General features: G+C 37.6%; 23 protein-coding genes. All 23 read left to right on the top strand.

Annotation, left to right across the window (positions count from 1 at the left end):
• Positions 1 to 14: 14 nt before the first annotated feature.
• Positions 15 to 1,079: a DUF3048 domain-containing protein gene (locus tag GMJ66_RS14355; protein ID WP_156291009.1), complete on the top strand. Its 1,065-nt coding sequence runs from the start codon at positions 15 to 17 to the stop codon at positions 1,077 to 1,079.
• 64 nt (positions 1,080 to 1,143) lie between these two features.
• Positions 1,144 to 1,452 carry a YerC/YecD family TrpR-related protein gene (locus GMJ66_RS14350; protein WP_156291008.1) on the top strand — a complete coding sequence of 103 codons (309 nt, stop codon included), beginning with the start codon at positions 1,144 to 1,146 and terminating at the stop codon, positions 1,450 to 1,452.
• Positions 1,453 to 1,754: 302 nt separating this feature from the next.
• A complete protein-coding gene (gene pcrB, locus GMJ66_RS14345) occupies positions 1,755 to 2,444 on the top strand; it encodes a heptaprenylglyceryl phosphate synthase (RefSeq protein ID WP_231514943.1) in 690 nt (229 codons plus the stop codon).
• A 15-nt stretch (positions 2,445 to 2,459) separates the two neighbouring features.
• The gene (pcrA, locus tag GMJ66_RS14340) at positions 2,460 to 4,706 is read left to right on the top strand and encodes a DNA helicase PcrA (RefSeq protein WP_156291006.1); all 2,247 of its coding nucleotides are present in this window, start codon (positions 2,460 to 2,462) and stop codon (positions 4,704 to 4,706) included.
• Positions 4,707 to 4,722: 16 nt separating this feature from the next.
• On the top strand, positions 4,723 to 6,738 hold the full coding sequence (ligA, locus tag GMJ66_RS14335) for an NAD-dependent DNA ligase LigA (protein ID WP_156291005.1): 2,016 nt from the start codon (positions 4,723 to 4,725) through the stop codon (positions 6,736 to 6,738).
• On the top strand, positions 6,735 to 7,871 hold the full coding sequence (locus GMJ66_RS14330; protein WP_156291004.1) for a CamS family sex pheromone protein: 1,137 nt from the start codon (positions 6,735 to 6,737) through the stop codon (positions 7,869 to 7,871). Before ligA ends, GMJ66_RS14330 begins: the two co-directional genes overlap by 4 nt.
• A 298-nt stretch (positions 7,872 to 8,169) precedes the next feature.
• Positions 8,170 to 9,453, top strand: a complete 1,284-nt coding sequence (locus GMJ66_RS14325; RefSeq protein ID WP_156291003.1) for a helix-turn-helix domain-containing protein — start codon at positions 8,170 to 8,172, stop codon at positions 9,451 to 9,453.
• Between the two features lie 26 nt (positions 9,454 to 9,479).
• Positions 9,480 to 9,620: a hypothetical protein gene (locus tag GMJ66_RS14320; RefSeq protein ID WP_156291002.1), complete on the top strand. Its 141-nt coding sequence runs from the start codon at positions 9,480 to 9,482 to the stop codon at positions 9,618 to 9,620.
• 351 nt (positions 9,621 to 9,971) lie between these two features.
• Positions 9,972 to 10,262 (top strand): Asp-tRNA(Asn)/Glu-tRNA(Gln) amidotransferase subunit GatC, encoded by a 291-nt coding sequence (gene gatC / locus GMJ66_RS14315; protein ID WP_156291001.1) that lies wholly within the window; start codon positions 9,972 to 9,974, stop codon positions 10,260 to 10,262.
• Positions 10,263 to 10,278: 16 nt separating this feature from the next.
• Positions 10,279 to 11,748, top strand: coding sequence for an Asp-tRNA(Asn)/Glu-tRNA(Gln) amidotransferase subunit GatA (gatA, locus tag GMJ66_RS14310; protein WP_156291000.1), 1,470 nt, complete (start codon positions 10,279 to 10,281; stop codon positions 11,746 to 11,748).
• Positions 11,748 to 13,178 (top strand): Asp-tRNA(Asn)/Glu-tRNA(Gln) amidotransferase subunit GatB, encoded by a 1,431-nt coding sequence (gene gatB / locus GMJ66_RS14305; protein ID WP_156290999.1) that lies wholly within the window; start codon positions 11,748 to 11,750, stop codon positions 13,176 to 13,178. The genes gatA and gatB overlap by 1 nt, the downstream gene beginning before the upstream one ends.
• A gap of 190 nt (positions 13,179 to 13,368) precedes the next feature.
• Complete coding sequence (locus GMJ66_RS14300; RefSeq protein WP_156290998.1) at positions 13,369 to 14,295, top strand: diacylglycerol kinase; 927 nt, start codon at positions 13,369 to 13,371, stop codon at positions 14,293 to 14,295.
• Between the two features lie 211 nt (positions 14,296 to 14,506).
• Positions 14,507 to 15,892 carry a 23S rRNA (uracil(1939)-C(5))-methyltransferase RlmD gene (rlmD, locus tag GMJ66_RS14295; protein ID WP_156290997.1) on the top strand — a complete coding sequence of 462 codons (1,386 nt, stop codon included), beginning with the start codon at positions 14,507 to 14,509 and terminating at the stop codon, positions 15,890 to 15,892.
• 135 nt (positions 15,893 to 16,027) lie between these two features.
• Positions 16,028 to 16,981 (top strand): tRNA dihydrouridine synthase, encoded by a 954-nt coding sequence (locus GMJ66_RS14290; protein WP_156290996.1) that lies wholly within the window; start codon positions 16,028 to 16,030, stop codon positions 16,979 to 16,981.
• Positions 16,982 to 17,806: 825 nt separating this feature from the next.
• Positions 17,807 to 17,980 carry a hypothetical protein gene (locus tag GMJ66_RS20475; RefSeq protein WP_197046717.1) on the top strand — a complete coding sequence of 58 codons (174 nt, stop codon included), beginning with the start codon at positions 17,807 to 17,809 and terminating at the stop codon, positions 17,978 to 17,980.
• A gap of 148 nt (positions 17,981 to 18,128) precedes the next feature.
• Positions 18,129 to 18,650 (top strand): hypothetical protein, encoded by a 522-nt coding sequence (locus GMJ66_RS14285; RefSeq protein ID WP_156290995.1) that lies wholly within the window; start codon positions 18,129 to 18,131, stop codon positions 18,648 to 18,650.
• 126 nt (positions 18,651 to 18,776) lie between these two features.
• Positions 18,777 to 18,992: a hypothetical protein gene (locus GMJ66_RS14280; protein ID WP_156290994.1), complete on the top strand. Its 216-nt coding sequence runs from the start codon at positions 18,777 to 18,779 to the stop codon at positions 18,990 to 18,992.
• A 197-nt stretch (positions 18,993 to 19,189) separates the two neighbouring features.
• Positions 19,190 to 19,405, top strand: coding sequence for a hypothetical protein (locus GMJ66_RS14275; protein ID WP_156290993.1), 216 nt, complete (start codon positions 19,190 to 19,192; stop codon positions 19,403 to 19,405).
• Positions 19,406 to 19,716: 311 nt separating this feature from the next.
• Positions 19,717 to 20,193, top strand: coding sequence for a signal peptidase II (lspA, locus tag GMJ66_RS14270; protein WP_231514942.1), 477 nt, complete (start codon positions 19,717 to 19,719; stop codon positions 20,191 to 20,193).
• A 159-nt stretch (positions 20,194 to 20,352) separates the two neighbouring features.
• The gene (locus tag GMJ66_RS14265) at positions 20,353 to 20,808 is read left to right on the top strand and encodes an ASCH domain-containing protein (protein ID WP_156290992.1); all 456 of its coding nucleotides are present in this window, start codon (positions 20,353 to 20,355) and stop codon (positions 20,806 to 20,808) included.
• Positions 20,809 to 21,089: 281 nt separating this feature from the next.
• A complete protein-coding gene (fosM, locus tag GMJ66_RS14260; RefSeq protein WP_156291100.1) occupies positions 21,090 to 21,512 on the top strand; it encodes a FosM family fosfomycin resistance protein in 423 nt (140 codons plus the stop codon).
• A gap of 441 nt (positions 21,513 to 21,953) precedes the next feature.
• Complete coding sequence (locus tag GMJ66_RS14255) at positions 21,954 to 22,673, top strand: hypothetical protein (RefSeq protein ID WP_156290991.1); 720 nt, start codon at positions 21,954 to 21,956, stop codon at positions 22,671 to 22,673.
• 220 nt (positions 22,674 to 22,893) lie between these two features.
• Positions 22,894 to 23,583 (top strand): VanZ family protein, encoded by a 690-nt coding sequence (locus GMJ66_RS14250; protein ID WP_156290990.1) that lies wholly within the window; start codon positions 22,894 to 22,896, stop codon positions 23,581 to 23,583.
• Positions 23,584 to 23,835 lie beyond the last annotated feature (252 nt).

Genomic DNA, 23,835 nt, shown 5'->3' with positions numbered 1-23,835 from the left:
AAGGTGTTGGGAAGATGAGAAAAATTGTATACTTTTTCCTGTCCATGTTCTTCCTTTTGGTTGGGTGTTCCGACGAAGAGCAAGCACAGGAAATTGAAGGAAATGAAGCAGAGACAAAGGAGCAGGTGGAAGAACCTGCAAGCGGGGAAGAAAGTTTTGCTAACATTTATCCACTGACAGGGATTGGGACAAACGAACCTGTTAATAATAGAATTGTTAGTGTGATGGTTAACAATCATAAAAAGGCTAGACCACAATCAGGGTTATCTCAGGCTGATATGGTGTTTGAGATTTTGGCAGAGGGAATGATTACAAGATTTCTAGCTTTATACCAAAGTGAGCTGCCGGATGTGGTTGGTCCTGTAAGAAGTGCCCGTGAATATTATTTTGAATTGGCCAATAACTATAATGCACTTTATGTCTATCATGGAGCTGCAGAGTTTATCGATGATATGATTGTAAATCGCGGGGTTCACTTTTTAAATGGTTCTACCTATGATAATGATGGTCATTTATTCAAAAGAGAATCCTTTCGAGAAGCACCACATAACTCTTATTTACAGCTAGGTGCAGCTTATGATGTGGCAGAAAGTAAAGGATATGAGATTACAGCTGATTATGAGCCATTGCCATTTCTGTCAGAAGATGAGGTGGACGATTTAACAGGACAGCCTGCCCAACATGCGGAAATCGTCTATTCAGAATCTTATTCATTTGCAAATGTACAATATGATTATGATGAGACAACTCAAAGCTATACAAGATCAAGTGACAGGCAACAAACTGTGGAATTAGAGACAGAAGAGCCCATTCAAGTAGAAAATCTATTTATCGTCGAGACACATCATGAGGTGATCGATGATGTGGGGCGCCGATCGATTGATTTGGAAAACGGTGGGGATGCCTACCTTCTTCAAAAAGGGATTGTACAAGAAGTAGAATGGGAAAATCATAATGGAAGAATCGTTCCTGTCAAGGATGGAATAGAGGTTGGCTTTGTCCCTGGTCAAACTTGGATTAATGTTGTCCCATCTTCTCCAGGAATAGAGCAAACGGTGACGATTTCCAACGAATCGTAAATGGAGATAGTAAACCCGGTATCGTCAGTGGTACCGGGAAAGTATAGAAGCAGGAGGATTTGCTGTGCAAATAGATAAGCTAAGAGGAGAGCAATTGGATCAGTTATTTGATGCTATTCTTTCCCTCAAAGACAGGGAAGAGTGCTACCGATTCTTCGATGATATTGCAACCATGTCGGAAGTCCACGCATTATCCCAACGATTACAAGTTGCCAAAATGTTAATGGACGGAAGCACGTACAATAATATTGAAAAAGAAACAAAAGCCTCCACCGCAACCATCTCCCGTGTCCGCCGCTGCATCAATTACGGTAGTGATGGATATAAGATGGTACTGGACCGGGTTTTGGAAAAGGAAAAAGAAGAAGAGTAAGATAAAGCCGCTGCCTGTTGGGTAGGGCTTTTTATTTTTGCTAATACCGGGAGCCGCGCTTCATAAGTGGAGTAGGAGCGCTCAAAAAAAGAGGAGCACCGCTCATAAAGGAAGCGCTCAAAAATAACAGAGAAGAATCCCCATTCACTAAAGTGTGAATCCTCAGTAAAAACAGCATCAAATCCTCCTTTCCCCACATCTCCAGCACATTCAAAAATTTCCACTACATATCTCTAAATTCCGCTGTAGTTTTTTGGTATAATGAATTAATGGAATTCGAGGAGAGATGGAGGATTTCCCATTTGAATACAAAGAGGAACGAATGGAAGCATATTTTTAAACTGGATCCAGCAAAGGAAATCTCAGATGAAAAGCTGGAAATCTTGTGTAAATCTGGTACGGATGCGATTATGGTTGGTGGGACCGATCATGTTACATATCAAGGTGTAGAGGAATTGCTTAACAGGATTAGTAAGTATTCCGTTCACCGGATACTGGAAATTTCAAGAATGGATGCTATTACCATAGGATTTGATGACTACTTCATCCCGATGGTGCTTAATTCCAAAGAGAAAAAATGGATGATGGATATGCAGCATCAGGGACTTAAACAATATATGGATTACATTGATTATGTGAATCCGACCTTTGAAGGTTATTGTATTTTAAATGGAGAAGCTAAGGCTTTTCAGTATACCAATAGCAAACTGCCAGACGAAAAGGATACGCTGGTTTATGCTTATATGGCAGAGCAGGTGTTTCATTTGCCGATTTTCTACATGGAATACAGCGGCACATATGGAGATCCTGAATTAGTGAAACAAGTAAGCAGCCAATTAAATCATACGCTGCTTTTTTATGGGGGAGGAATTGAGAATGGCCTCCAAGCCAAAGAAATGAAACAGCATGCGGACGTCATTATCGTCGGCAATAGTATATATACAGATTTTGAACGGTCGTTAGAAACGGTACAGGCAGCACATGGAAATTAAGTTGGAGGTGTAAGGATGAGTCAGACAATGGATGACTTATTGAAAGGTTTAAATAAAGAGCAGAAAGAGGCAGTAAAAACAACAGAAGGACCACTGCTAATTATGGCAGGTGCGGGTTCAGGTAAAACGAGAGTGCTCACCCACCGCATTGCATACTTAATCGGTGAAAAAGAAGTGGCACCAAGAAATATTCTCGCCATCACATTTACGAACAAAGCAGCTAGAGAGATGAAAGAACGTGTTCGCCATTTAGTAGGATCAGAAAGTGAAAATATGTGGGTATCCACGTTCCACTCGATGTGTGTACGAATTTTGCGCAGGGACATTGAACGAATTGGTTACAACAGAAACTTTACCATTTTGGATAGCGGTGACCAGCTATCCGTTGTGAAGCAAGTATTAAAAAATAAAAATATTGATGCGAAAAAATTTGACCCTCGTGCGATGATTGGACAAATTAGCTCGGCCAAAAATGAACTTGTCACTTACGAGGAATTCAGTAAAAACGCAGGGAATTTCTACGACAGGACGGTTGCAGAGGTATATGAAGGTTACCAAAAAATGCTGCAAAAAAACCATTCCCTTGATTTTGATGATTTAATCATGCAAACAATCCATCTTTTTAAACGCGTACCTGAAGTACTGGAATTTTACCAGCGTCGTTTTCAATATATTCATGTCGATGAGTATCAGGATACGAACCATGCGCAATACTCCCTGGTTAAACAGTTGGCCAATCGTTTCCAAAACCTTTGTGTTGTCGGGGACTCGGATCAGTCGATATACGCATGGCGTGGGGCAGATATTTCTAATATCCTTTTCTTTGAAAAAGATTATCCAAGTGCTAAAGCGGTATTCCTGGAGCAAAATTATCGTTCTACCAAATCGATTTTAGCAGCAGCAAATAAAGTCATTGCCAACAATCCTGGCCGCAAACCGAAGAACCTTTGGACAGATAATCCGGACGGGCAAAAAATCAATTATTATCAAGGGGCAACAGAGCAGGATGAGGCTTTATATATTACGAATAAAATTCAGGAATTAACTGGACAGGAAGGCTATTCCCCTAGTGAAATAGCGATTCTTTACCGTACGAATGCTCAGTCCCGTGCAGTGGAGGATGCCTTCGTGAAATCCGGTGTTTCCTATCAAATGGTTGGAGGCACCAAGTTCTATGATCGTAAAGAAATTAAGGACATGCTTGCCTATTTACGTTTAATTACGAATCCGAATGATGATATAAGTTTTGAAAGAGTGGTTAATGTACCGAAACGTGGTATCGGGAAAACGTCGATTGAAAAATTACGTGCCTATGCTGCGGAACATGATATTTCCTTCTATCAAACGATACAGGAAGTGGATTTCACTGGTGTATCCAAGAAAGCGGCGAATGCACTGGCAGAATTTGGACAATTAATTAAAAACTTGGTACAGCAGCAGGACTTCTTAACTGCAACAGATATGGTTGAGCAAGTGCTGGAACGGACAGGCTATGAACAGATGTTAAAAAATGAAAACTCGCTCGAATCCCAATCCCGTCTAGAGAACTTGGAAGAGTTTATGACAGTTACTAAAGATTTTGAAGAAACAGCAGAAGATAAAACACTCGTAGCCTTCTTAACAGACTTAGCATTAATCGCTGATATTGATAAGGTTGATGAAGAAGATACGGATAGTGAAGAAAAGGTCACCATGATGACGTTACATGCTGCAAAAGGACTGGAATTTCCGGTAGTCTTCCTGATTGGAATGGAGGAAGGTGTCTTCCCGCATAAACGTTCACTTATGGATGAAGAAGAAATGGAGGAAGAGCGCAGACTAGCCTATGTAGGTATTACGAGGGCAGAGAAGCAGCTTTATTTAACCCATGCGAAAATGCGTACCTTATTTGGACGTACCAATATGAATCCGGTCAGTCGTTTTATTAATGAAATTCCGGAAGATTTAATCGAAGGGTTAGAGGAGCTAAAAACATCGATGTTTGGAAATTCCTTCTCTGAAAAGTCTTTCTTAGGTCAGCCAGCACGACCAATAGATAAACCATCGCCTGTGAAACGAAAAGCAGAGCGCAAGCAAAAAACATCCGGAGCGGAAAATGAAGCTTGGGCACCAGGAGATAAGGCAAGCCATAAGAAATGGGGAGTCGGTACGGTCGTCAATGTTCATGGTGAGGGAGAAAAGATGGAACTGGATGTAGCATTCCCAGCACCTGTTGGCATCAAACGATTATTAGCCCAATTTGCTCCGATTACAAAGCAGTAGGAGGTGTGCTTCTTTCATGGATAAAAAGCAAGCACAAGAGAAAATCAACGAACTAAGAAAACTACTAAACCAATATGGATACGAATATCATGTATTGGATCAACCATCTGTCCCTGATGCGGAATATGATGAAAAACTAAATGAACTGCAAAAGCTGGAAGAGCAATTTCCAGAATTGATTACAGAGGATTCCCCAACCCAGCGTGTAGGCGGGGAGCCTTTGGAAGGTTTTGAAAAAGTACAGCATCGTGTACCAATGTTAAGTTTAGGAAATGCCTTTAATGAACAGGATGTACGTGATTTCGCCAGGCGTGCCAGCCAAGGAGTGGACGGAGACATCTCGTTTGTTTGTGAATTAAAAATTGATGGTCTTGCTGTTTCTTTAACCTATGAAAACGGAAAATTTGTTCGTGGTGCGACTCGTGGAGATGGTACAACAGGAGAGGATATTACGAGTAACTTAAAGACGATTCGCAGTATTCCTTTATCCTTAAAAGAACCGGAAACGATCGAAGTGCGCGGAGAAGCATTTATGCCACATAAGTCATTTCTGAAGTTAAATGAAGAGCGACTTGCAAATGAGGAAGAGCCCTTTGCCAATCCAAGAAATGTGGCAGCAGGCTCACTCCGCCAATTAGATCCAAAAATTGCGGCAAAACGGAATTTGGATATCTTTTTATATGCTGTTGGGGAATGGGAAAATAGTGATGTCACCACCCATAGTGGTCGTTTAGAAAGGCTAAAAGAGCTTGGTTTCAAAACGAACCCAGAGTGGAGAAAGTGTTCCACTGTGGAGGAAGTAATGGAATTTGTGGAATATTGGACAAAAGAACGTCCAAATTTAAATTATGAGATAGATGGAATTGTTATTAAAGTGGATAGTCTAAATCAGCAGGAGGAACTAGGCTTTACAGCAAAAAGTCCGCGCTGGGCAATTGCTTACAAATTCCCGGCTGAAGAAGCGATGACGAGGCTAAAAGAAATTGAATTAAGTGTGGGAAGAACCGGTGTCGTTACACCAACTGCAATTTTAGATCCCGTCCGAATTGCCGGTTCTACCGTTCAGCGTGCAACCTTACATAACGAGGATCTCATCCGTGAACAGGATCTTCGTATTGGCGATACCGTCGTGATTAAAAAGGCGGGAGATATCATTCCAAAGGTCGTTCGTGTTGTAGAAGAAAAGCGGACAGGGGAAGAAAAGGAATTTCATATGCCTGATGAATGTCCGGCATGCGGCAGTGAACTTGTCCGGTTAGAAGGAGAAGTTGCCCTAAGGTGCATGAATCCTAGCTGTCCCGCCCAGTTGATGGAAGGACTAATCCATTTCGTCTCCAGAAATGCAATGAATATTGACGGATTAGGCGAAAAAGTGATTATCCAGCTTTTCCAAGAGGAACTGATTCATACCATTGCTGACTTGTATCGTTTGGAACGGGAAGAATTATTAAAGCTGGAACGAATGGGTGAAAAATCGGTTGATAACTTATTGAAGGCAATTGAAGCGTCGAAAGAAAATTCACTAGAAAGGCTGTTGTTCGGGTTAGGCATTCGTTTTATCGGTGCCAAGGCTGCGAAAACATTGGCGATGGAGTTTGAGACCATGGAAAAACTGCAAAACGCAACCTACGAGGAAATCATTGCAATAGATGAAATCGGGGAAAAAATGGCCGATGCCATCGCACAATACTTCCAGGAAGAGAAAGTAAAGGATCTGCTGGAAGAATTGGCAGAACTAGGTATTAACATGGAATACAAAGGACCGAAGAAAGCAGAAGCTGCTGATGAGGATCATGTATTTGCAGGGAAAACCGTTGTTCTAACAGGGAAAATGGAAAGCTATACCCGCAGTGAGGCCAAAGAATTAATCGAAGCACTGGGTGGATCGGTGACAGGCAGTGTCAGCAAAAAAACAGATTTCCTTATTGCAGGTGAAGATGCTGGGTCAAAATATGAGAAAGCACAGAAGCTGGGGGTTACTATTTGGGATGAACAGCAGTTAAAAGAAGCGTTGGGAAGTGTATCACCATGAAAAAATTAAGTATTACATTAATAAGTACACTCCTATTTCTGGCCAGTTGTGCCCCGGATAACAATGAAGAAGAGGAAGTCGTGCAGGAAAATGAGATAACGGAGCAGCAGACTTCGATTGTTCCCAGTTATCAATTAACGGATGAAACATACCGCATCATTCTTCCTTATCAAACGAGTGAAGCTAGAGGAGTAATTACGAATCAAATGGGAAATCGGGTAGACATAGATGAATTAGAGGAAGGACTGATGCGCCACTCTAAGGAAGTATTTGATCCGAGTGAACTGTATTTTCAAGAGGGTCAATACTTATCATCTGACCAGGTTTTTAACTGGATTGATGAGTTAAATCCGCAAATTGATGAGGATGAGCTGGAGGGGTTGGAAAAAGAGGAAAAAGTCGAGGTCTATGAAGAAAATCCTCGTTACTTAACCCATATCTTAGAACAAAACTATTTGAAGCGGAACGAAGATAGTACGGTTGATCTAGCGGGTGTATCCATTGGAATCGCATTAAAATCTATTTATCGATTCCAGACGGAAATTGGTGGACCGTATTATTATGAAGAAATTCCTATGAGTCAAATGATTGAAAAAGGTCAAGAGGTTGCCCAGACTATTGTTAGTGAGATGCGGGAAATGGAAGACTTTCCAGATGTACCAATTATGATTGCTCTATTTAGAGAGGAAGAGCAAAACTCTCCTGTACCAGGTAGCTTCGTTTCCAAAACATTGGTACCTGCGGGAGATAATTCGATAGATGGCTGGGAAACAATTAATGAGGAAAACGTTCTATTTCCATCTAATAGAGCAAGTTCGGAATTCCCTGAAGATCATGAGGTAATCAGCAGCTTTGGTACAGAAATCTCCCAGTTTTTCCCAAACTATGTTGGCTATGTAGGAAAAGGGTTTTATGTAAATGATGAATTGCAAAGGCTGACCCTGGAAATTCCACTTGAGTTCTATGGAAAAGGGGAAGTTATTGGCTTTACTCAGTATACATATGGCCTTGTTCAGGATATGTTTGCAAATAACTATGATTTAGAGATAAATATAACCTCAAGTCATGGTACAGAAAGCTTAATCAATCGGGAAGCAGGAGAGGAAACCCCTACTGTTCACATTTATGATTAGTTGGACTTTTCAGTTAATTGGTGTAAAATAAAGATATTGTTAACTTTGTAAAACCAAAGTAAAAAATAGTACTCGTGTCATATTGACAAATTTAACAAACTAGAAAAATTCACCACTTTTTAGAGGTTTTCCCTCAAAAAAGTGGTGAATTTTCCTGTTTTAGGAAAATCGGAAAATTTATCAAGCGATAATAGGGGATAAGCCCTCTATTTTTCCCAATATGAATTTATAGAACTTATGATATAATATAACTAAGTCAAATGAATAGAAATTCTTATGGAATGATAGGGTGGGTATTTTGATAGAGATTGGATCCTTCATCAAGCTTCAACGCACCAAACAAAATATGACATTAGGAGAATTAGCAGATGGTATCGTTTCTGTATCCTATTTATCAAAAATTGAAAATCTAAAAACCCAGGCAAGCCCAGAGATTACCCAAATGTTATGTAATCGACTTGGTATTCAGGTAGATAGTAGCGAAGAGAAGGCTATTAAAGAAAAATGCAAGCAATGGTATGGCATGCTATTCGAAGTAAATGATAAAGAAGAGATTACAGCTAAATACAAAGAAATACAAGAGTTGATGGATAGAAATCTATCAGAAAACCTGATGATGTTTGAGATTCATAAGATTAGGTATTATCTTTTGATGAGAGATACGGAAAATGCAATAAATAAAATTAATGAGCTGAATGAAATTTCCAGTAATTTTGATAAGGAACAAGAATATTATTGGTATAAATTCAGAGGGAATTATAATTCTATTACAGGAGATTTTAGCCAAGCACTATATATGTATAAACAGTCAGAGGCTAAAATTAATCATTTAAATCTAGACGAAATAGAATTAGCAGATATTCAATATCTTTTATCTATCACAAACAGTAAATTGCGAAATACATTAGAAGCGATTGACTATGCTAATAAAGCATTAGAAATATATATGAAACATTATGATTTTGTTCGTTGTGCACAATGTCATAATATATTAGGAATATCGTATAGAAGAATAAGAATGTATGATAAAGCAATTAAAAATTATAATTTAGCATTGCATCTTGGTAAGTTAAATAATAATAATGATTTAATTGAGTTAACTAATCAAAATTTAGGTCATTTATACTCTGTGAGAGGTGAGTCTGAAAAGGCAATTAAACACTTCTTAGAGATAATAAACGCAAATAAATCTGATAACAGGGATTTACTTACTCCTCTGGCATCAGTAATAAGTGAATATTATAAGGTGGAAAATTATGATGAAGCAAGAAAATATGTATCTTATGCTTTAAAGTTATTTGCAAAATACTCAGAGGCCTCGCCTTATGACATAACACCATATGAATTATGCTACTACATAGTACACACGTATAATTATTTATTAAATGAGGAATATCAGAAGTTTGAGGATTTAGTAATAAAAGATTTCTTACCTTATTTAAAAAAGAGAAAAGATTTTGGTATTCTAGTAATCTACTCAAATCTATTAGCAGATTACTATGAAAAGCAGCACAAGTATAAAGATGCAACTAAGTATTATAAAGAGGCTAATTTTGCCTACCAGCAAATTACAAATATATAAATTTTCCTTAAGGAGGAGAGAAAATAATGAAAAAAATTCTAGCAACTTTAACATTAGGTGCATTATTACTTACGGGATTTACTTTAGCTGAATCTTCTGCAACAGACCTTTCATTAGAAAAGGAACCTAGTATTTTCTCAGTTCAAGAACCAACTCAAGATTACTAAGAGCTATTAATTAATTTTTGTTTATTTTTACCCTATTACTATATGAGCATTTACTGGAATAGATTGGAAACCTATTCCGGTTTTTTTATGCCCAAAAAAGATAGGTTATATATAGTATAAGTTTCATGAGTATAAATATATCCCTCATAAAACACATTCCACAAATTAAAGAACAATTAAACCGATACGGGATATATAGTCGAATACATGGAAACTTTCTCAAAATATCACACGTACAATATTACATAATTTGCCTACAAACGACTATCTCTGCTATTATCATAGTGTTATAATAATGAATTATGGTTATATTGAAAGGTATATATCAATTTTTAGTTTGGAGGGTGACCGATGGCAGATATTTCAAAAGAGCAAGTAAAGCATGTTGCACATCTGGCGAGACTTGCTGTGACAGAGGAAGAAGTTGAGCAATTAACGAAGGACTTAGGTGCAATCATTGATTATGCGGAGCAATTAAATGAATTGGACACAGATAACGTGGAGCCAACAACACATGTTATGGATATTAAGAATGTGATGCGTAAGGACGAGTCTAGAGAATGGATTACGCAGGAAGATGCATTGAAAAACGCTCCAGATCAAAAAGATGGACAATTCCGTGTACCATCAATTCTAGAATAAGTAAGGAGGGAACTGCATGTCATTATTTGATTATACGATTAAAGAATTAGAAGAGAAATTACATAATAAAGAAATTACCGTTCAGGATCTAGTAGACGAATCCTACAATCGAATTAAAGAAGTAGATGGAGAAGTTCATGCCTTTTTAACATTGAATGAAGAAGAGGCAAGAGCAAGAGCGAAGGAATTAGATGAATCTCCTGATGCTGCTGCAGCTCTTTTCGGCATGCCTGCAGGAATCAAAGACAACATCATGACGAAAGGTCTTCGCACCACATGTGCAAGTCAATTCCTGGATAATTTTGAAGATCCATTATACGATGCAACCGTTATGGAAAAATTAGCGAAAGAAAAACCGGTGACAATTGGAAAATTAAACATGGATGAGTTCGCAATGGGTTCATCGAATGAAAACTCAAGCTATGAACCAACAAGAAATCCATGGAATACGGATTATGTTCCAGGTGGATCCAGTGGTGGTTCTGCGGCCTCTGTTGCGGCAGGTGAAGTTCTATTCTCACTTGGTTCCGATACAGGTGGATCAATTCGTCAGCCGGCAGCGTTTTGTGGTGTCGTTGGAATGAAACCTACCTATGGACGTGTATCCCGTTTTGGATTGGTTGCATTTGCATCATCCCTTGATCAAATCGGACCAATCACACGTACAGTAGAAGATAATGCAAGAGTATTAGAAATCATTGCAGGTCATGACAAGATGGATGCAACGAGTGCGAATGTGGAAGTTCCTAAATATACAGACGCCTTAACCAATGATGTGAAAGGTCTGAAAATTGCTGTACCGAAAGAATACTTAGCAGAAGGGGTCAACCCGGAAGTAAAAGAAGCGGTCATGAATGCATTGAAAGTATATGAGTCCCTTGGTGCAACATGGGAAGAGGTTTCTCTGACACATTCCAAATATGCGGTAGCAACATACTACCTGCTATCATCATCAGAAGCTTCCGCAAACCTTGCACGCTTCGATGGCGTACGTTATGGTGTTCGCTCGGAAAATGCCGATAACATGATTGATATGTTCAAGAAATCCCGCAGCGAAGGATTTGGAGACGAAGTAAAACGCCGTATTATGCTTGGAACGTTTGCTTTAAGTTCAGGATACTATGATGCTTACTATAAAAAAGCACAAAAAGTACGTACATTGATTAAAAATGATTTTGATAAAATTTTCGAAGACTATGATGTGGTTCTTGGACCAACTACGCCAACACCAGCATTTAAAGTCGGAGAAAAAATTGATGACCCATTAACGATGTATGCTAATGATATTTTAACGATTCCGGTCAACTTGGCTGGTGTACCAGGAATTTCCGTTCCATGCGGATTTTCTGAGGAAGGTCTTCCAATCGGCTTACAAATCATCGGGAAGCATTTTGATGAAAGTACGGTTTATCGTACAGCACATGCTTTCGAAAAAGCAACCGATTATCATACAAAACGACCTCAGGATTTGGGAGGTGCCAAATAATGAACTTTGAAACAATTATAGGTCTTGAAGTACACGTAGAGTTGAAAACACAATCAAAAATATTTAGCCCAAGTGTGAATGCATTTGGCTCAGAACCAAATACAAACGTGAACCCAATTGACTTAGGGTATCCGGGAACCCTTCCTATTTTAAATGAAGAAGCAGTTAACTTTGCCATGAAAGCTGCGATGGCACTAAACTGTGAAATTGCAACAGATACGAAATTTGACCGTAAAAACTACTTCTATCCAGATAATCCAAAAGCCTATCAAATCTCGCAATTTGATCAGCCGATTGGAGAAAATGGCTGGATTGAAATTGAAGTCAATGGCAAGAAGAAAAAAATCGGTATTACCCGTCTTCACCTGGAAGAAGATGCAGGTAAATTAACGCACGGGGATGATGGGTATTCCTATGTTGACTTTAACCGTCAAGGAACCCCATTGATTGAAATCGTATCGGAACCAGACATGCGTTCACCGGAAGAGGCATATGCCTATTTAGAAAAGCTGAAAAATATCATTCAGTATACAGGCGTTTCTGATGTCAAAATGCAGGAAGGCTCACTGAGATGTGATGCGAATATTTCCTTACGTCCAATCGGCCAAGAAGAATTTGGTACGAAAACGGAGCTGAAGAACTTGAACTCCTTTAACTTTGTTCAAAAAGGGCTGGAATTTGAAGAAAAACGCCAGGAAAAAGTTCTTTTATCAGGCGGAGAAATATTACAGGAAACTCGTCGTTATGATGAGAAAACAAAAGAAACGATTCTGATGCGTGTCAAAGAAGGTTCGGATGATTACCGTTACTTCCCAGAACCGGATTTGATTCCACTCTATATTGATGAAGCTTGGAAAGAGCGGATTCGTGCCGAGATTCCTGAACTTCCAGATGCACGCCGTGAGCGTTATGTAAAAGAACTCGGTTTATCTGAGTATGATGCGAACGTACTGACAAGCTCCAAGGAAATGGCTGATTTTTTTGAAGAAGCAGTTAGCAACGGTGCAGATGTGAAGCAGGCATCCAACTGGTTAATGGGTGAAGTTTCTGCTTACATGAACAAGTATTACAAAGAGCTTCATGACTTAGCCATTACTCCGGAAGCCTTAGCGAAAATGATCAAGCTCATTGAAGATGGAACAATCTCATCCAAGATAGCGAAGAAAGTCTTTGCTGAGCTGGTAGATAATGGCGGAGACCCTGAGAAAATCGTGAAGGAAAAAGGACTTGTACAAATTTCTGATCCAGAGCAATTAAAAGAAATTGTCAACAATGTTTTGGATGAAAATGAACAATCTATCACAGACTATAAAGCAGGGAAAGGTAAAGCACTTGGTTTCTTAGTTGGTCAAATAATGAAGGAAACCAAAGGGCAAGCTAACCCGCCAATGGTAAACAAGATTCTAAAAGAAGAAATAGAAAAACGATAAAAACCCTTTATAGACTACTATTACAGACGTAATAGTAGTCTAAACTTTTCAAAACCTGAAATTGGGATTATGATGGATTTGACATTCATATAAAATGAATCGTATTATACGATTTATGGCAATATATTAAAACAAACATTTATTTTAAAATTTTACCCTTGATCAAGGTTACAATCGGGGAGGAAACAAAATGAAAAAGGCCCGAATCATCTATAATCCGTCATCTGGCCGGGAAGCGTTTAAAAAGGAACTGCCTTATGTGCTCCAAAAACTGGAAGAGGCAGGCTATGAATCTTCTGCACATGCTACAACTGGTGAAGGGGATGCCGAGGCAGCTGCGAAACATGCGATATCAAGAAGTTTTGATTTAGTGGTTGCTGCAGGTGGAGATGGCACAATTAATGAAGTCATTCATGGGTTAGCCGAACAAAATCATCGCCCAAAATTAGGCATTATTCCAACCGGTACAACGAATGACTTTGCCAGAGCACTTAATATTCCAAGGGATATCCCTAAAGCTGTGGATATCATTGTAGAAGGTCATTCCAGTTTGCTGGATATTGGCAGAGTAAATGACCACTATTTTATTAACATTGCTGGCGGAGGGAAGCTGACAGAACTGACCTATGATGTACCAGCAAAGTTAAAAACGGTTCTCGGACAATTGGCTTACTATGTTAAAGGGATTGAAATGCTCCCTTCATTGAAACCTGCAAGGGTAAAAATTGAATATGATGGCAATGTCATTGATGAAGATATTATGATATTTTTAGTCTCTAACTCCAATTCGGTTGGAGGATTTGAAAAGCTTGCCCCAGATGCGAATTTACATGATGGCTATTTTGATTTAATTATCCTGAAAAAGGTTAACTTGGCAGAGTTTGTTCGAATTGTTACGTTAGCTTTGCGCGGCGTCCATTTAGACGATGAAAATGTCATTTATAAGCAGGCTAAACGAATTATCGTTACCCCTGAAGAAAAGATGCAGTTAAATATTGATGGAGAGTATGGCGGATTGTTGCCAGGTGAATTCATTAATTTGAATGAGCATATTGAATTTATGGTTCCAGCAGCATTCGTTAAAAATGACGAAGAAGAGGAGAAGGCTGAGGAATAGGCAGTCTTCTTTTTTTTATGAGATTTTTTGAGTGGAATACAGGGCAAACACCGAAGTTCGGGGGGAAATACACCATTTTAAATACAAAGCTCACTTTTAGGAGTAGTACTGAACACGTATTCCATTCTTAAAGTATGAGGCATGCGCTTCCGGTTAAAAATATGATAAGATATAACCACTAAATTTTGCTCGGAAAAGGAAGATAAACGAAATGGCGAAACAAACAGCACCAGTCAAGAAGAATGAAACCATTACCCTTACATTTGAGGACCTTACCCATGAAGGAAATGGGGTAGGGAAGGTAGAGGGTTATCCATTATTTGTACCTTATGGACTGCCAGGTGAAGAAGCAACGGTGAAGGTGGTAAAGGTCAATAAAAACTTTGGCTTTGGCAAGTTACTCGATGTCAAAAGGAAAAGCGAGGAGCGTGTAGAGCCACCATGCAATGTGTTTTACCAATGTGGTGGCTGTCAGCTACAGCATATGAGTTACGACTTGCAGCTGGAAATGAAGCGAAACCAAGTGAAAAACGTAATGAAGAAGATTGCTCACTTGGAGCATGTGCCTGTTCATCCGACCATTGGCATGAAAGATCCATGGCGCTATCGGAATAAAGTACAGATTCCAGTAGGGGAACGTGATGGAGAGCTGATTACCGGCTTCTACCGGATGCGCAGTCACGATATTATCGATGATATGGAAACATGCGTTGTGCAGGATGAGGTCAATGATCGTTCGGTTCATGCTGTACGCAGAATTGCCAATCGTTTAGGTATCCAGGCTTATGGTGAAAAATCTGACCGTGGGGTACTTCGCCATATTATGGTTCGGACAGGCAGAGAGACGGACGAGACAATGATTGTCCTTGTTACACGTACGAAGAAATTACCGCATCAAGAAGAATTGATTCGTGAATTAACCGAAACCTTTCCACATGTGAAATCGATTGTTCATAATATTAATGACCGGAAAACGAATGTTATCTTAGGCCGCAAGTCAAAAGTGATATGGGGCGAGGAATACATTTACGATACGATTGGGGATGTGAAGTTCGCCATATCAGCAATGTCCTTTTACCAAGTCAATCCGTACCAGACAAAGGTGCTTTATGAAAAGGCACTGGAATATGCCAACATTGACAGTAATGATGTTGTGATAGATGCCTATTGTGGAATTGGCACGATTTCACTGTTCCTGGCACAAAAGGCGAAAAAGGTTTACGGAGTAGAAGTGGTTCCGGATGCGATTAATGATGCGAAGAGCAATGCGAAGTTAAATGGGATTTCCAATGTAGAGTTCGTTGTCGGGGAAGCGGAAAAGGTGATGCCTGAGTGGAAGCGTGACGGACTTGATCCAGATGTTATTGTCATCGATCCGCCACGCAAAGGCTGTGAACCAGAATTTCTTCAGGCCATGATTGAAATGGAACCGAAGCGTATTGTATATGTATCCTGCAATCCTTCGACATTGGCCAGGGACTTAAGGATATTAGAAGATGGAGGGTATGAGACGAAAGAAGTGCAGCCGGTGGACATGTTTCCTCAGACGAATCATATAGAGGGTGTTTGTTGGTTGGAGAGGAAAGTGTCTAATTAAAATAAACATTTCCGATTAGTTTGATATAAAGTGCTTAAGCATTTATAAGTGAAAAAGAAGCAGAATATTTATGCTTTTTAAATTTTGGGATAAGAATTTGATGGTATCCCATTATGAAAGGGTTTGAACGTATTTATGATAGATAATTTTTGGCGTGATTTACCAAAGCCATTTTTTGTACTGGCACCGATGGAAGATGTAACGGATGTTGTTTTCCGCCATGTAGTGAGTGAAGCTGCCAGACCTGATGTGTTTTTTACAGAGTTTACAAACACGGAGAGTTATTGTCACCCTGAGGGGAAACAGAGTGTGCGTGGGCGTTTGACTTTTACAGAAGATGAACAACCCATGGTGGCTCATATATGGGGGGATAAGCCCGAATATTTTCGACAAATGAGTATTGGTATGGCAGAACAAGGATTTAAGGGTGTGGATATCAATATGGGCTGTCCTGTACCGAATGTTGCAGCCAAGGGAAAGGGATGCGGACTTATCCGTCGTCCCGATGTTGCTGCAGACCTAATAAAAGCAGCAAAAGCAGGAGGATTGCCCGTAAGTGTGAAGACAAGACTTGGTTACACGCATGTAGACGAATGGCATGACTGGCTAACACACATATTGAAACAGGACATCGTGAATCTTTCCATTCATCTGCGTACCAAAAAGGAAATGAGTAAAGTGGATGCTCATTGGGAACTGATTCCGGAGATTAAGAAACTTCGTGATCAGGTGGCACCAGATACACTTTTGACAATTAATGGGGATATTCCTGACCGTCAAACTGGTTTAGAACTCGCTCAGCAATACGGTGTTGATGGGGTTATGATTGGGCGTGGTATTTTTAGTAATCCATTTGCCTTTGAAGAAGAGCCAAAAGACCATAGCAGTGAGGAATTGCTAGATCTCTTAAGGTTGCACTTGGACCTTTTTGACAAATATTCAAAATTAGAGCCACGTTCATTTAAGCCGCTACGTCGCTTTTTTAAGATTTATGTCAAAGGGTTTAGAGGGGCGAGTGAATTAAGAAATCAATTGATGAACACAGAGTCAACAGATGAAGTGCGTGAATTACTGGATAACTTTAGGTGAAAGAATGTTGATGGGACAAGGGAATAGGAGTTTATCTGTGCCCTGTGGAATTTGATGTCTGGAATAAGGTACAGGTTTACAAGAATTGAATAGCATTACTATGCCTTGGTCGGGGCATTGAATCGTTTCGTTTTAGGTAGAAAAGAGGCTAGCATTAAATTTTGGGGAGAATATAATCAGCCTGTTGATTGTCAGTGTTATTTTGTATTTTAGTTGTTTGTTTAATAGGTTTTTAGTTCCTATCCAATCTAATTAAAAACTTGTTTCGCTAAAATCTTTGATAATACCAAATCTAGTTGATGTACTTTCTTGTTTCCTAACATCTTCAGTCTACTATACTAGTGCAAATAAACTATTCTCAGTAAAAATAAACATATCCGATTTCGGAGTTGAATCAAATAATCTCTCGGGTTTTCCATATGGAAGCCCGAGATTTTTTGCGCACTTTCCAATTTATTCTTCCTTCTATTATCGAAGAACTTTATTTTAAAACTGAAAAAAATGCGAAAAAAACAGGTGAAAATCGACCATTATTGAACCAAAAAAGTGTGTAAATGGGGTTCGGTAGGAAAACTTTATTTTAACTGAAACAATGGAATGTTGGTTGAGGCGGCGGGATTTTGGAAAGTTTCCTGTCTTTTCTCTGTTATGGGAAGAAAGGGACATAAGAAATAAGAAAGAGAACAGCATGGAATAAATCCAATAGTGAAGTGGAATTTACATGAAATGAAAATTTTGAATATATGGTAAAATAGAGGTGGATTAAAGACGGTATTGTATTATATTTCAACTAACTGGCAGATTTGTATAATAAGGGGGTATAAAATGGAACTGAAAATTGAGTATTACGTTCTGGCTTTACTTTTAATTTCATTTTTATTTTTCAGTACTGTTGCTACGTTAATGGAGGGGACAAATGAGGCTTATAGAGACTTTTTACTAACTATTGCAGTAGTTCATTTTGTCATGTCAAAACTTATAACAATAAAAAAAGAATAAGGGGTAACAAGAAAAATAAATTATCGCATTAACGGATGCGAATATTCAATAAGGAGTTGTCGCTTTGGCAGCTCCTATTGTGCTAGAGGGAAGAATGGTTTAACTAGGTGTAAAAAGTTTTAGTGTGAATCGTTTAAAGGGGGAGACGATGAAAAAAATAATATTTGGTATTATAGTTGTTGTAATAGTGATGATATCTGTTTTCGTCTACTTAGAGAATAGTAAAAAGAATAATTCATATTCTACACCAGAAGTGGCCCTAAGTAATGTTGAAAATCCTAAACTTGATGTTTTGGAAATCTTTGATACAAAGTTCTACGATAATGTTGCGTATGTTTTTTACTATTCAGAAGTAGGTGAAACTCCAAAGGACTATTTAGCAGCAGGAAAAATAATTAAGAATAAATATGGTTGGCGATTTAACGAAATAATTGGTGTCGGAAGTATTGATAAAAATAATGTAGGAATGTCTTCAGGCAAGGATGATTACATCGTAGGACTTGCCTCAAAAGAAGTAACTAAAGTGAAATTTGGAAATCATGAGGCTAATATGATAACGATGGATGAAAAAGAAATGAAAGCATTTTTGTTTCACGGTGTAGAACCAGATTTGACTGCTCAAACCGATTTCGAGTATTTTGATAAAGAAGGGAGCGAATTACCTTATTAAACAAACAGGTGCAATTTTTTAATAAGGAAGTATTAGAAGATGTGATAATTGTGAAAGGTAAACTGTTTCTTTTCTTAGTCTTTTAGCTTATTAGTTGGATGTGCTACTGTTAAAAGGGATGAAAAATTGTATTCCGTTTTGGTAGTGCAAAATGGAAATGACAAAACGCACAATATTATCACTGACGCAGTAGATGTTTCATCAGATAGATTTCAAGAAATAGGAATCCTCATGAGCCTAGAAGATGCTGAAGAAAAATATCCAGAATATGAAATAGAACAAGCTCCCGCAGTGTTCATATTTGAAACTGGTGGTGCAGAATTAACACTGTTAGATTTTTAAACTTATAACATAGAGGAAGTAATAACTATATTAAAGGAACTTTCAAATTAAGAATTACTTTTAAGGCAACGGGTACTTACTTACAAGAAGGATAAGCCCCCCCTTTTTTGTTAAACTAATTTTTGTAAAGGGGCAGAATAGTGCAACAAGGAATTCGGAAATAATGTAAAGTATTTTTATATATAAGGAGGGGTTATATGGTCTTTGAAACATTGACAGGACAACTTTCCGTTGTGATTACCCTTGCTTTTGGGTCATTGCTAATTGCTCTATACCCTTTAATAAATAAGGAAAATAAGTATTTTGCCTGGTTTAGTCTTGTGATGGGGGTTATAGTTTTATTGCTTTTATTATGGTTTACATTTGGCAACGAGGTTATAAGACATCAGATACTAAAATATGGGCTTCATTAAAATCTCATTCAACAAACGGGTGGCGATTGTTTAATAAGAGCAGTCGCTTTTTCACTAAAACGAGATGGTAAGGAATTAATTTTTTAAGAATTGAGGTAATTTACTTTGGATAACATGATGCTAATTGTAATTCTTGCAGGTGCATTTACTGCTATTATTGGAGGGGTTATTGCGTCAGAGAAGAATAACAATAAAAAAAAGTGACTATTCAACTATCAAGTGTAATTATCGGGAGGTGCCTGTCACTTCCCGAATATTGTCGAAAAATGGCACCGCTTCCTCTGTTCCCAAAATATCAAAGCAGAGAAAGTGTGATTCTTATCCTTTTCTATAGTGTTGCTATTCTCGTCATTTTAATGGATCAACTATCTAAGTATTGGATTCGTGCTCATTTACATGTTGGAGATACGATGGAAGTTTGGGAAGGTGTATTAAACTTTACCCACATTCAAAATAGTGGAGCTGCCTTTGGATTATTTGAAGGGTATGGCCGTCTGTTTGTACCAGTTGCAATCATCGTGGCTGTTTTTAGTATTTATATGCTAAAGAAAGGTTATATAAATGGGAAGCTTTTGGAAATTGGGATTGCACTTTTTGCAGGTGGTGCAATTGGTAATGCCATAGACCGAATTTTATTTAATCAAGTAACGGATTTTATACACTTTCAATTTCGCCAAGGTATTCTTAATTTGGCGGATTATGCTCTCAGTTTGGGTGTAATCATTATATTTATAGACTCTCTAATCATTGATGCTATTAGAAAGAGAAAGGCTACAGTTCCGAAATAATAGAAGGTGCCTGTCACTTCCCGGATTTTGTCGAAAAATGTCAGGTGTATTGTCACGGAAACGGTGGGATCTGACAACAAGAACGGATTACACAAAAATACTCAAATGTTATACTATTCAATATCATTAAAGTTAAAGATAGAAAGTAGGTTGATATATATGAGTAATGATTCCATAAATCAAATGTGGGAGGAGTTTAAGAAGATTAACCCTAATGCACCAAAGGATTATGAAGCGTGGGCATTTGGTGATTCTGAAGAAATGGCAGATGAACTTGCTGAATTGGTTCTTGACGGTATCAAAACAGCCACAGCTTCCAATTATTCGCTTTACGGGGAAAATGAGTCGTTGCCGTATGTTGGTCTTCACAATATTATTCTTGGTGGTGATGGAAAGGCCGTAGCGATTGTCGAAACTACTTCTGTTGAAATAGTTCCTTTTGATGAAGTTTCCGAAGAACATGCTTATTTAGAAGGTGAAGGTGACCGTACATTGAAGTTTTGGCGTGACGTACACGAAGATTTTTGCAAGAAAGAATTCAAAGGGGTTAACCAAGAGTTCCATCATAAAATACCAGTTGTTTGTGAAAGGTTTAAGTTATTATATAAAAAATAAATTGTATTTTCATTATTCCACAAACGGGTGCAACCCTTAAATAAGAAATCGCATCTTGTTGCATAAAAGAAGCGGGATTGTATAATGAGCCGTACAATGATCAAGGCATTTTCCATTATTGCTGGGTTGGTGTTGATTGGTTTTGCTGATTATTTTGTTTATGAGTTTATTGTTGGAATGCAAGAATTGATTTAATAAATACTTGGGAAGCTGTTATGCTAACAAACTATTACTTGAAGAAGGAAAATCTGTTAAGGGAAATAAATTATAGAGGTGAGGAAATGTCGATAAAAGGCCTGAATCATTTCTTATTTTCAGTTTCTGATTTGGAAAATTCTATCAGGTTTTATAAAAATGTATTTGATGCTAAATTGTTAGTTAAAGGTAGAAGCACCGCCTACTTTGATTTAGATGGAATCTGGCTTGCTCTCAATGTTGAGAAAGATATACCTCGTAATGAAATAAATCAATCATACACGCATATTGCTTTTTCAATTGAAGAAGAAGATTTGGATAGATTGTACGACAAACTGAAAAAATTAAATGTAAATATCCTGTCAGGTCGTCCGAGAGATGAAAGAGATAAAAAGTCCATCTATTTTACTGACCCGGATGGGCATAAATTTGAATTTCATACGGGCACATTACAAGATAGATTGGATTACTATAAACAAGAGAAAACGCATATGGAGTTTTTCGATTAAAAATACTTTTTAATAAACAACGGCTTGTTAATCTAATACGATATAAAAAGGACTACCATAAGAATTGGACGGCTCTTTCCATTATGAGCATCAGTGTTTGTGCTGTTTAGTTATTTTTTCATATTTCCAATAGCTATACTCGTGTAAAGATTGGGGATTGCCTGCTCTTATGGACATTATGGGGGCAAGGGTATCCGTCACAGCAGTTCTTCTCATTGTTACTATTATTCTCAATGTTATTACTCTATTTGTGCATCGTAATGCAACATTAAAATAAAAAATATCTTTGATCATCCCTAGGAACTTTAAAGAAATACGTGAAGAATTAAAGGAAAACTGCAAAATGTAGATTTACTGTTAAATTAAAGGGAGCATTAGTTCAAAAAGAAAAGCTTATTCACTAAAAGCAGGGTGGTCGAAGAATTATAAAAGGGGGATAAAGTGAGTAAAAAAAGTTTAATATTATATAGTTGTTTTACGATTATAATTGCTGTGGGTTGGTTTTCCTATCAAAAAGCCACTGATGATACCTATGAGGGGATGACCATTATTCCAGAGCAACACAAAGATATTCCTTTATTTGATGGTTTGAAACCAACAGACCATAAATACGTAATAAAGGGAAATCATTGGGAGGATATTTATGACTTTTACATGAGTAAACTTCCATCCCTTGGTTGGAAGGTTGAACATGAAGAGTCAGCTTTAGATGATAGCGATCATGAAAATGATTGGTCTGGCTTTTATTCTCGATGGAGAAAAGAAAATTTTGACGGTGAGCTAGGGATTTCAGTAAATTATAATCAATTTGATGAAGAAACAGAAGTCATCTTTGATAAGACCCCTATATATAAATCGACTTCTTGGGTTAAAGAATCACCAAACAACATTTGTATCTATGAAACCCTAAATCAAGAAGGGTGTTTTGTTATAGATGATAAATCTAAGGTTGAGGAAATAAAAACACTAATAAATAAAGCAGTTGATTGGGAAAAAGAGGAGTTACCTAATCGAGAAAAAACAAGTATCATTGATTTCGGAAATATGGAAATTAAAGTTTATTATGGAAACGATAAGGAAATATATTTTCAATCAAAAAAAGGGATAAAAGTAATGAAACCAGAACCGGAATTCTTTGAACTCACAAGTCTTTCACAATAGTTCTTGTTCTGCTAAAGGGTGTAAGAGTTTAACAAGGCGATCATCAAATTGATCGTCTTTTCTTATATAAAAAAACGCAATATATATTTGGAATATTATGTTAGTATTAAAGTGTGATGTTAATGAAGGAAGATAGAAGTTAGTTGAACAAAAGTTGAAAATAAAGCGTTAAATATTTCATCAAGTAAGTAGAAATTTCCGTAATTAGGAGTGCTATGTAGTGGAGTATAGAAAATTAAAATGGTTGGCAGTTATTGTCTCTTTTTTGTATCTTGCATTTTTTTATTTACAAGTAATTGAAAATGGTTCCCCCATATATGATTACTTTACTGTCTTCGGGAATTGGATAGTAATAACTGCCTTAAGTATTTGGTTTGTAAATAAATCCATTGTCAGAAGTACGTTTGATTTTCTTATCTTATGTGGTTTTACTCTTTACCTGTTTGTATTACATCAATACGTGAGTTTTATAAGCGTTGGTTTTTACTTTACCTCCGAATACATTGGAGATCATCATATCCAATTCGAACGCCTTAACCTTATTCCATTTAAGACGATATGGCATGTCATTACTCTTCCAGTATTCGTACCAGTCCAGATTATTCAGGTTTTAGGTAATCTGTTTTTACTCACGCCATTTGCTTTTGCTTTATTAGCGTTATGCATTACAAAAAGTATAAAGAAAACGGTTTTTATAACAATGTTTATATCAATTGGTATTGAAATTTATCAGTTCTTACACAATTTTATTCTTTCTGGTTATAGATTTGGAGAGGGACGTGCAGTAGATATTGATGATGTTATTCTAAATACACTTGGAGGTCTAATGGGTGTACTGTTTTACAAATTGTATAGACGGATTCTGCTTTTCTTAAACAACATGATGAAAAAGGAACCAAATGAGTCTTAAAACCATATAAAAATGAGCGGATGCATTTCTGCAAGAATAAAGACGCTTTCTTATTGAAGTAACTGGAAGTTTTGTGTAAGAAGGAATTGTGTTTCTTACCCCAGAAAAAGAGAAAGAATAGGGAACAGTAGTTATTACAATAAAATTTATTAAAGAGAGGGAAACAATGGTAGAAATTAGGGATTCTTGGTTCACAGTTACTCAAATAGATGTTGATACTTTTGCTATTAGCGAATATGGACATTGGGAAAA

It is taken from the genome of Oceanobacillus salinisoli (genome assembly GCF_009733865.1).
Lineage (GTDB): Bacteria > Bacillota > Bacilli > Bacillales > Amphibacillaceae > Oceanobacillus > Oceanobacillus salinisoli.
Note: the sequence above shows the minus strand (reverse complement) of the source record. Positions and strands in the feature narration are given on the sequence as shown.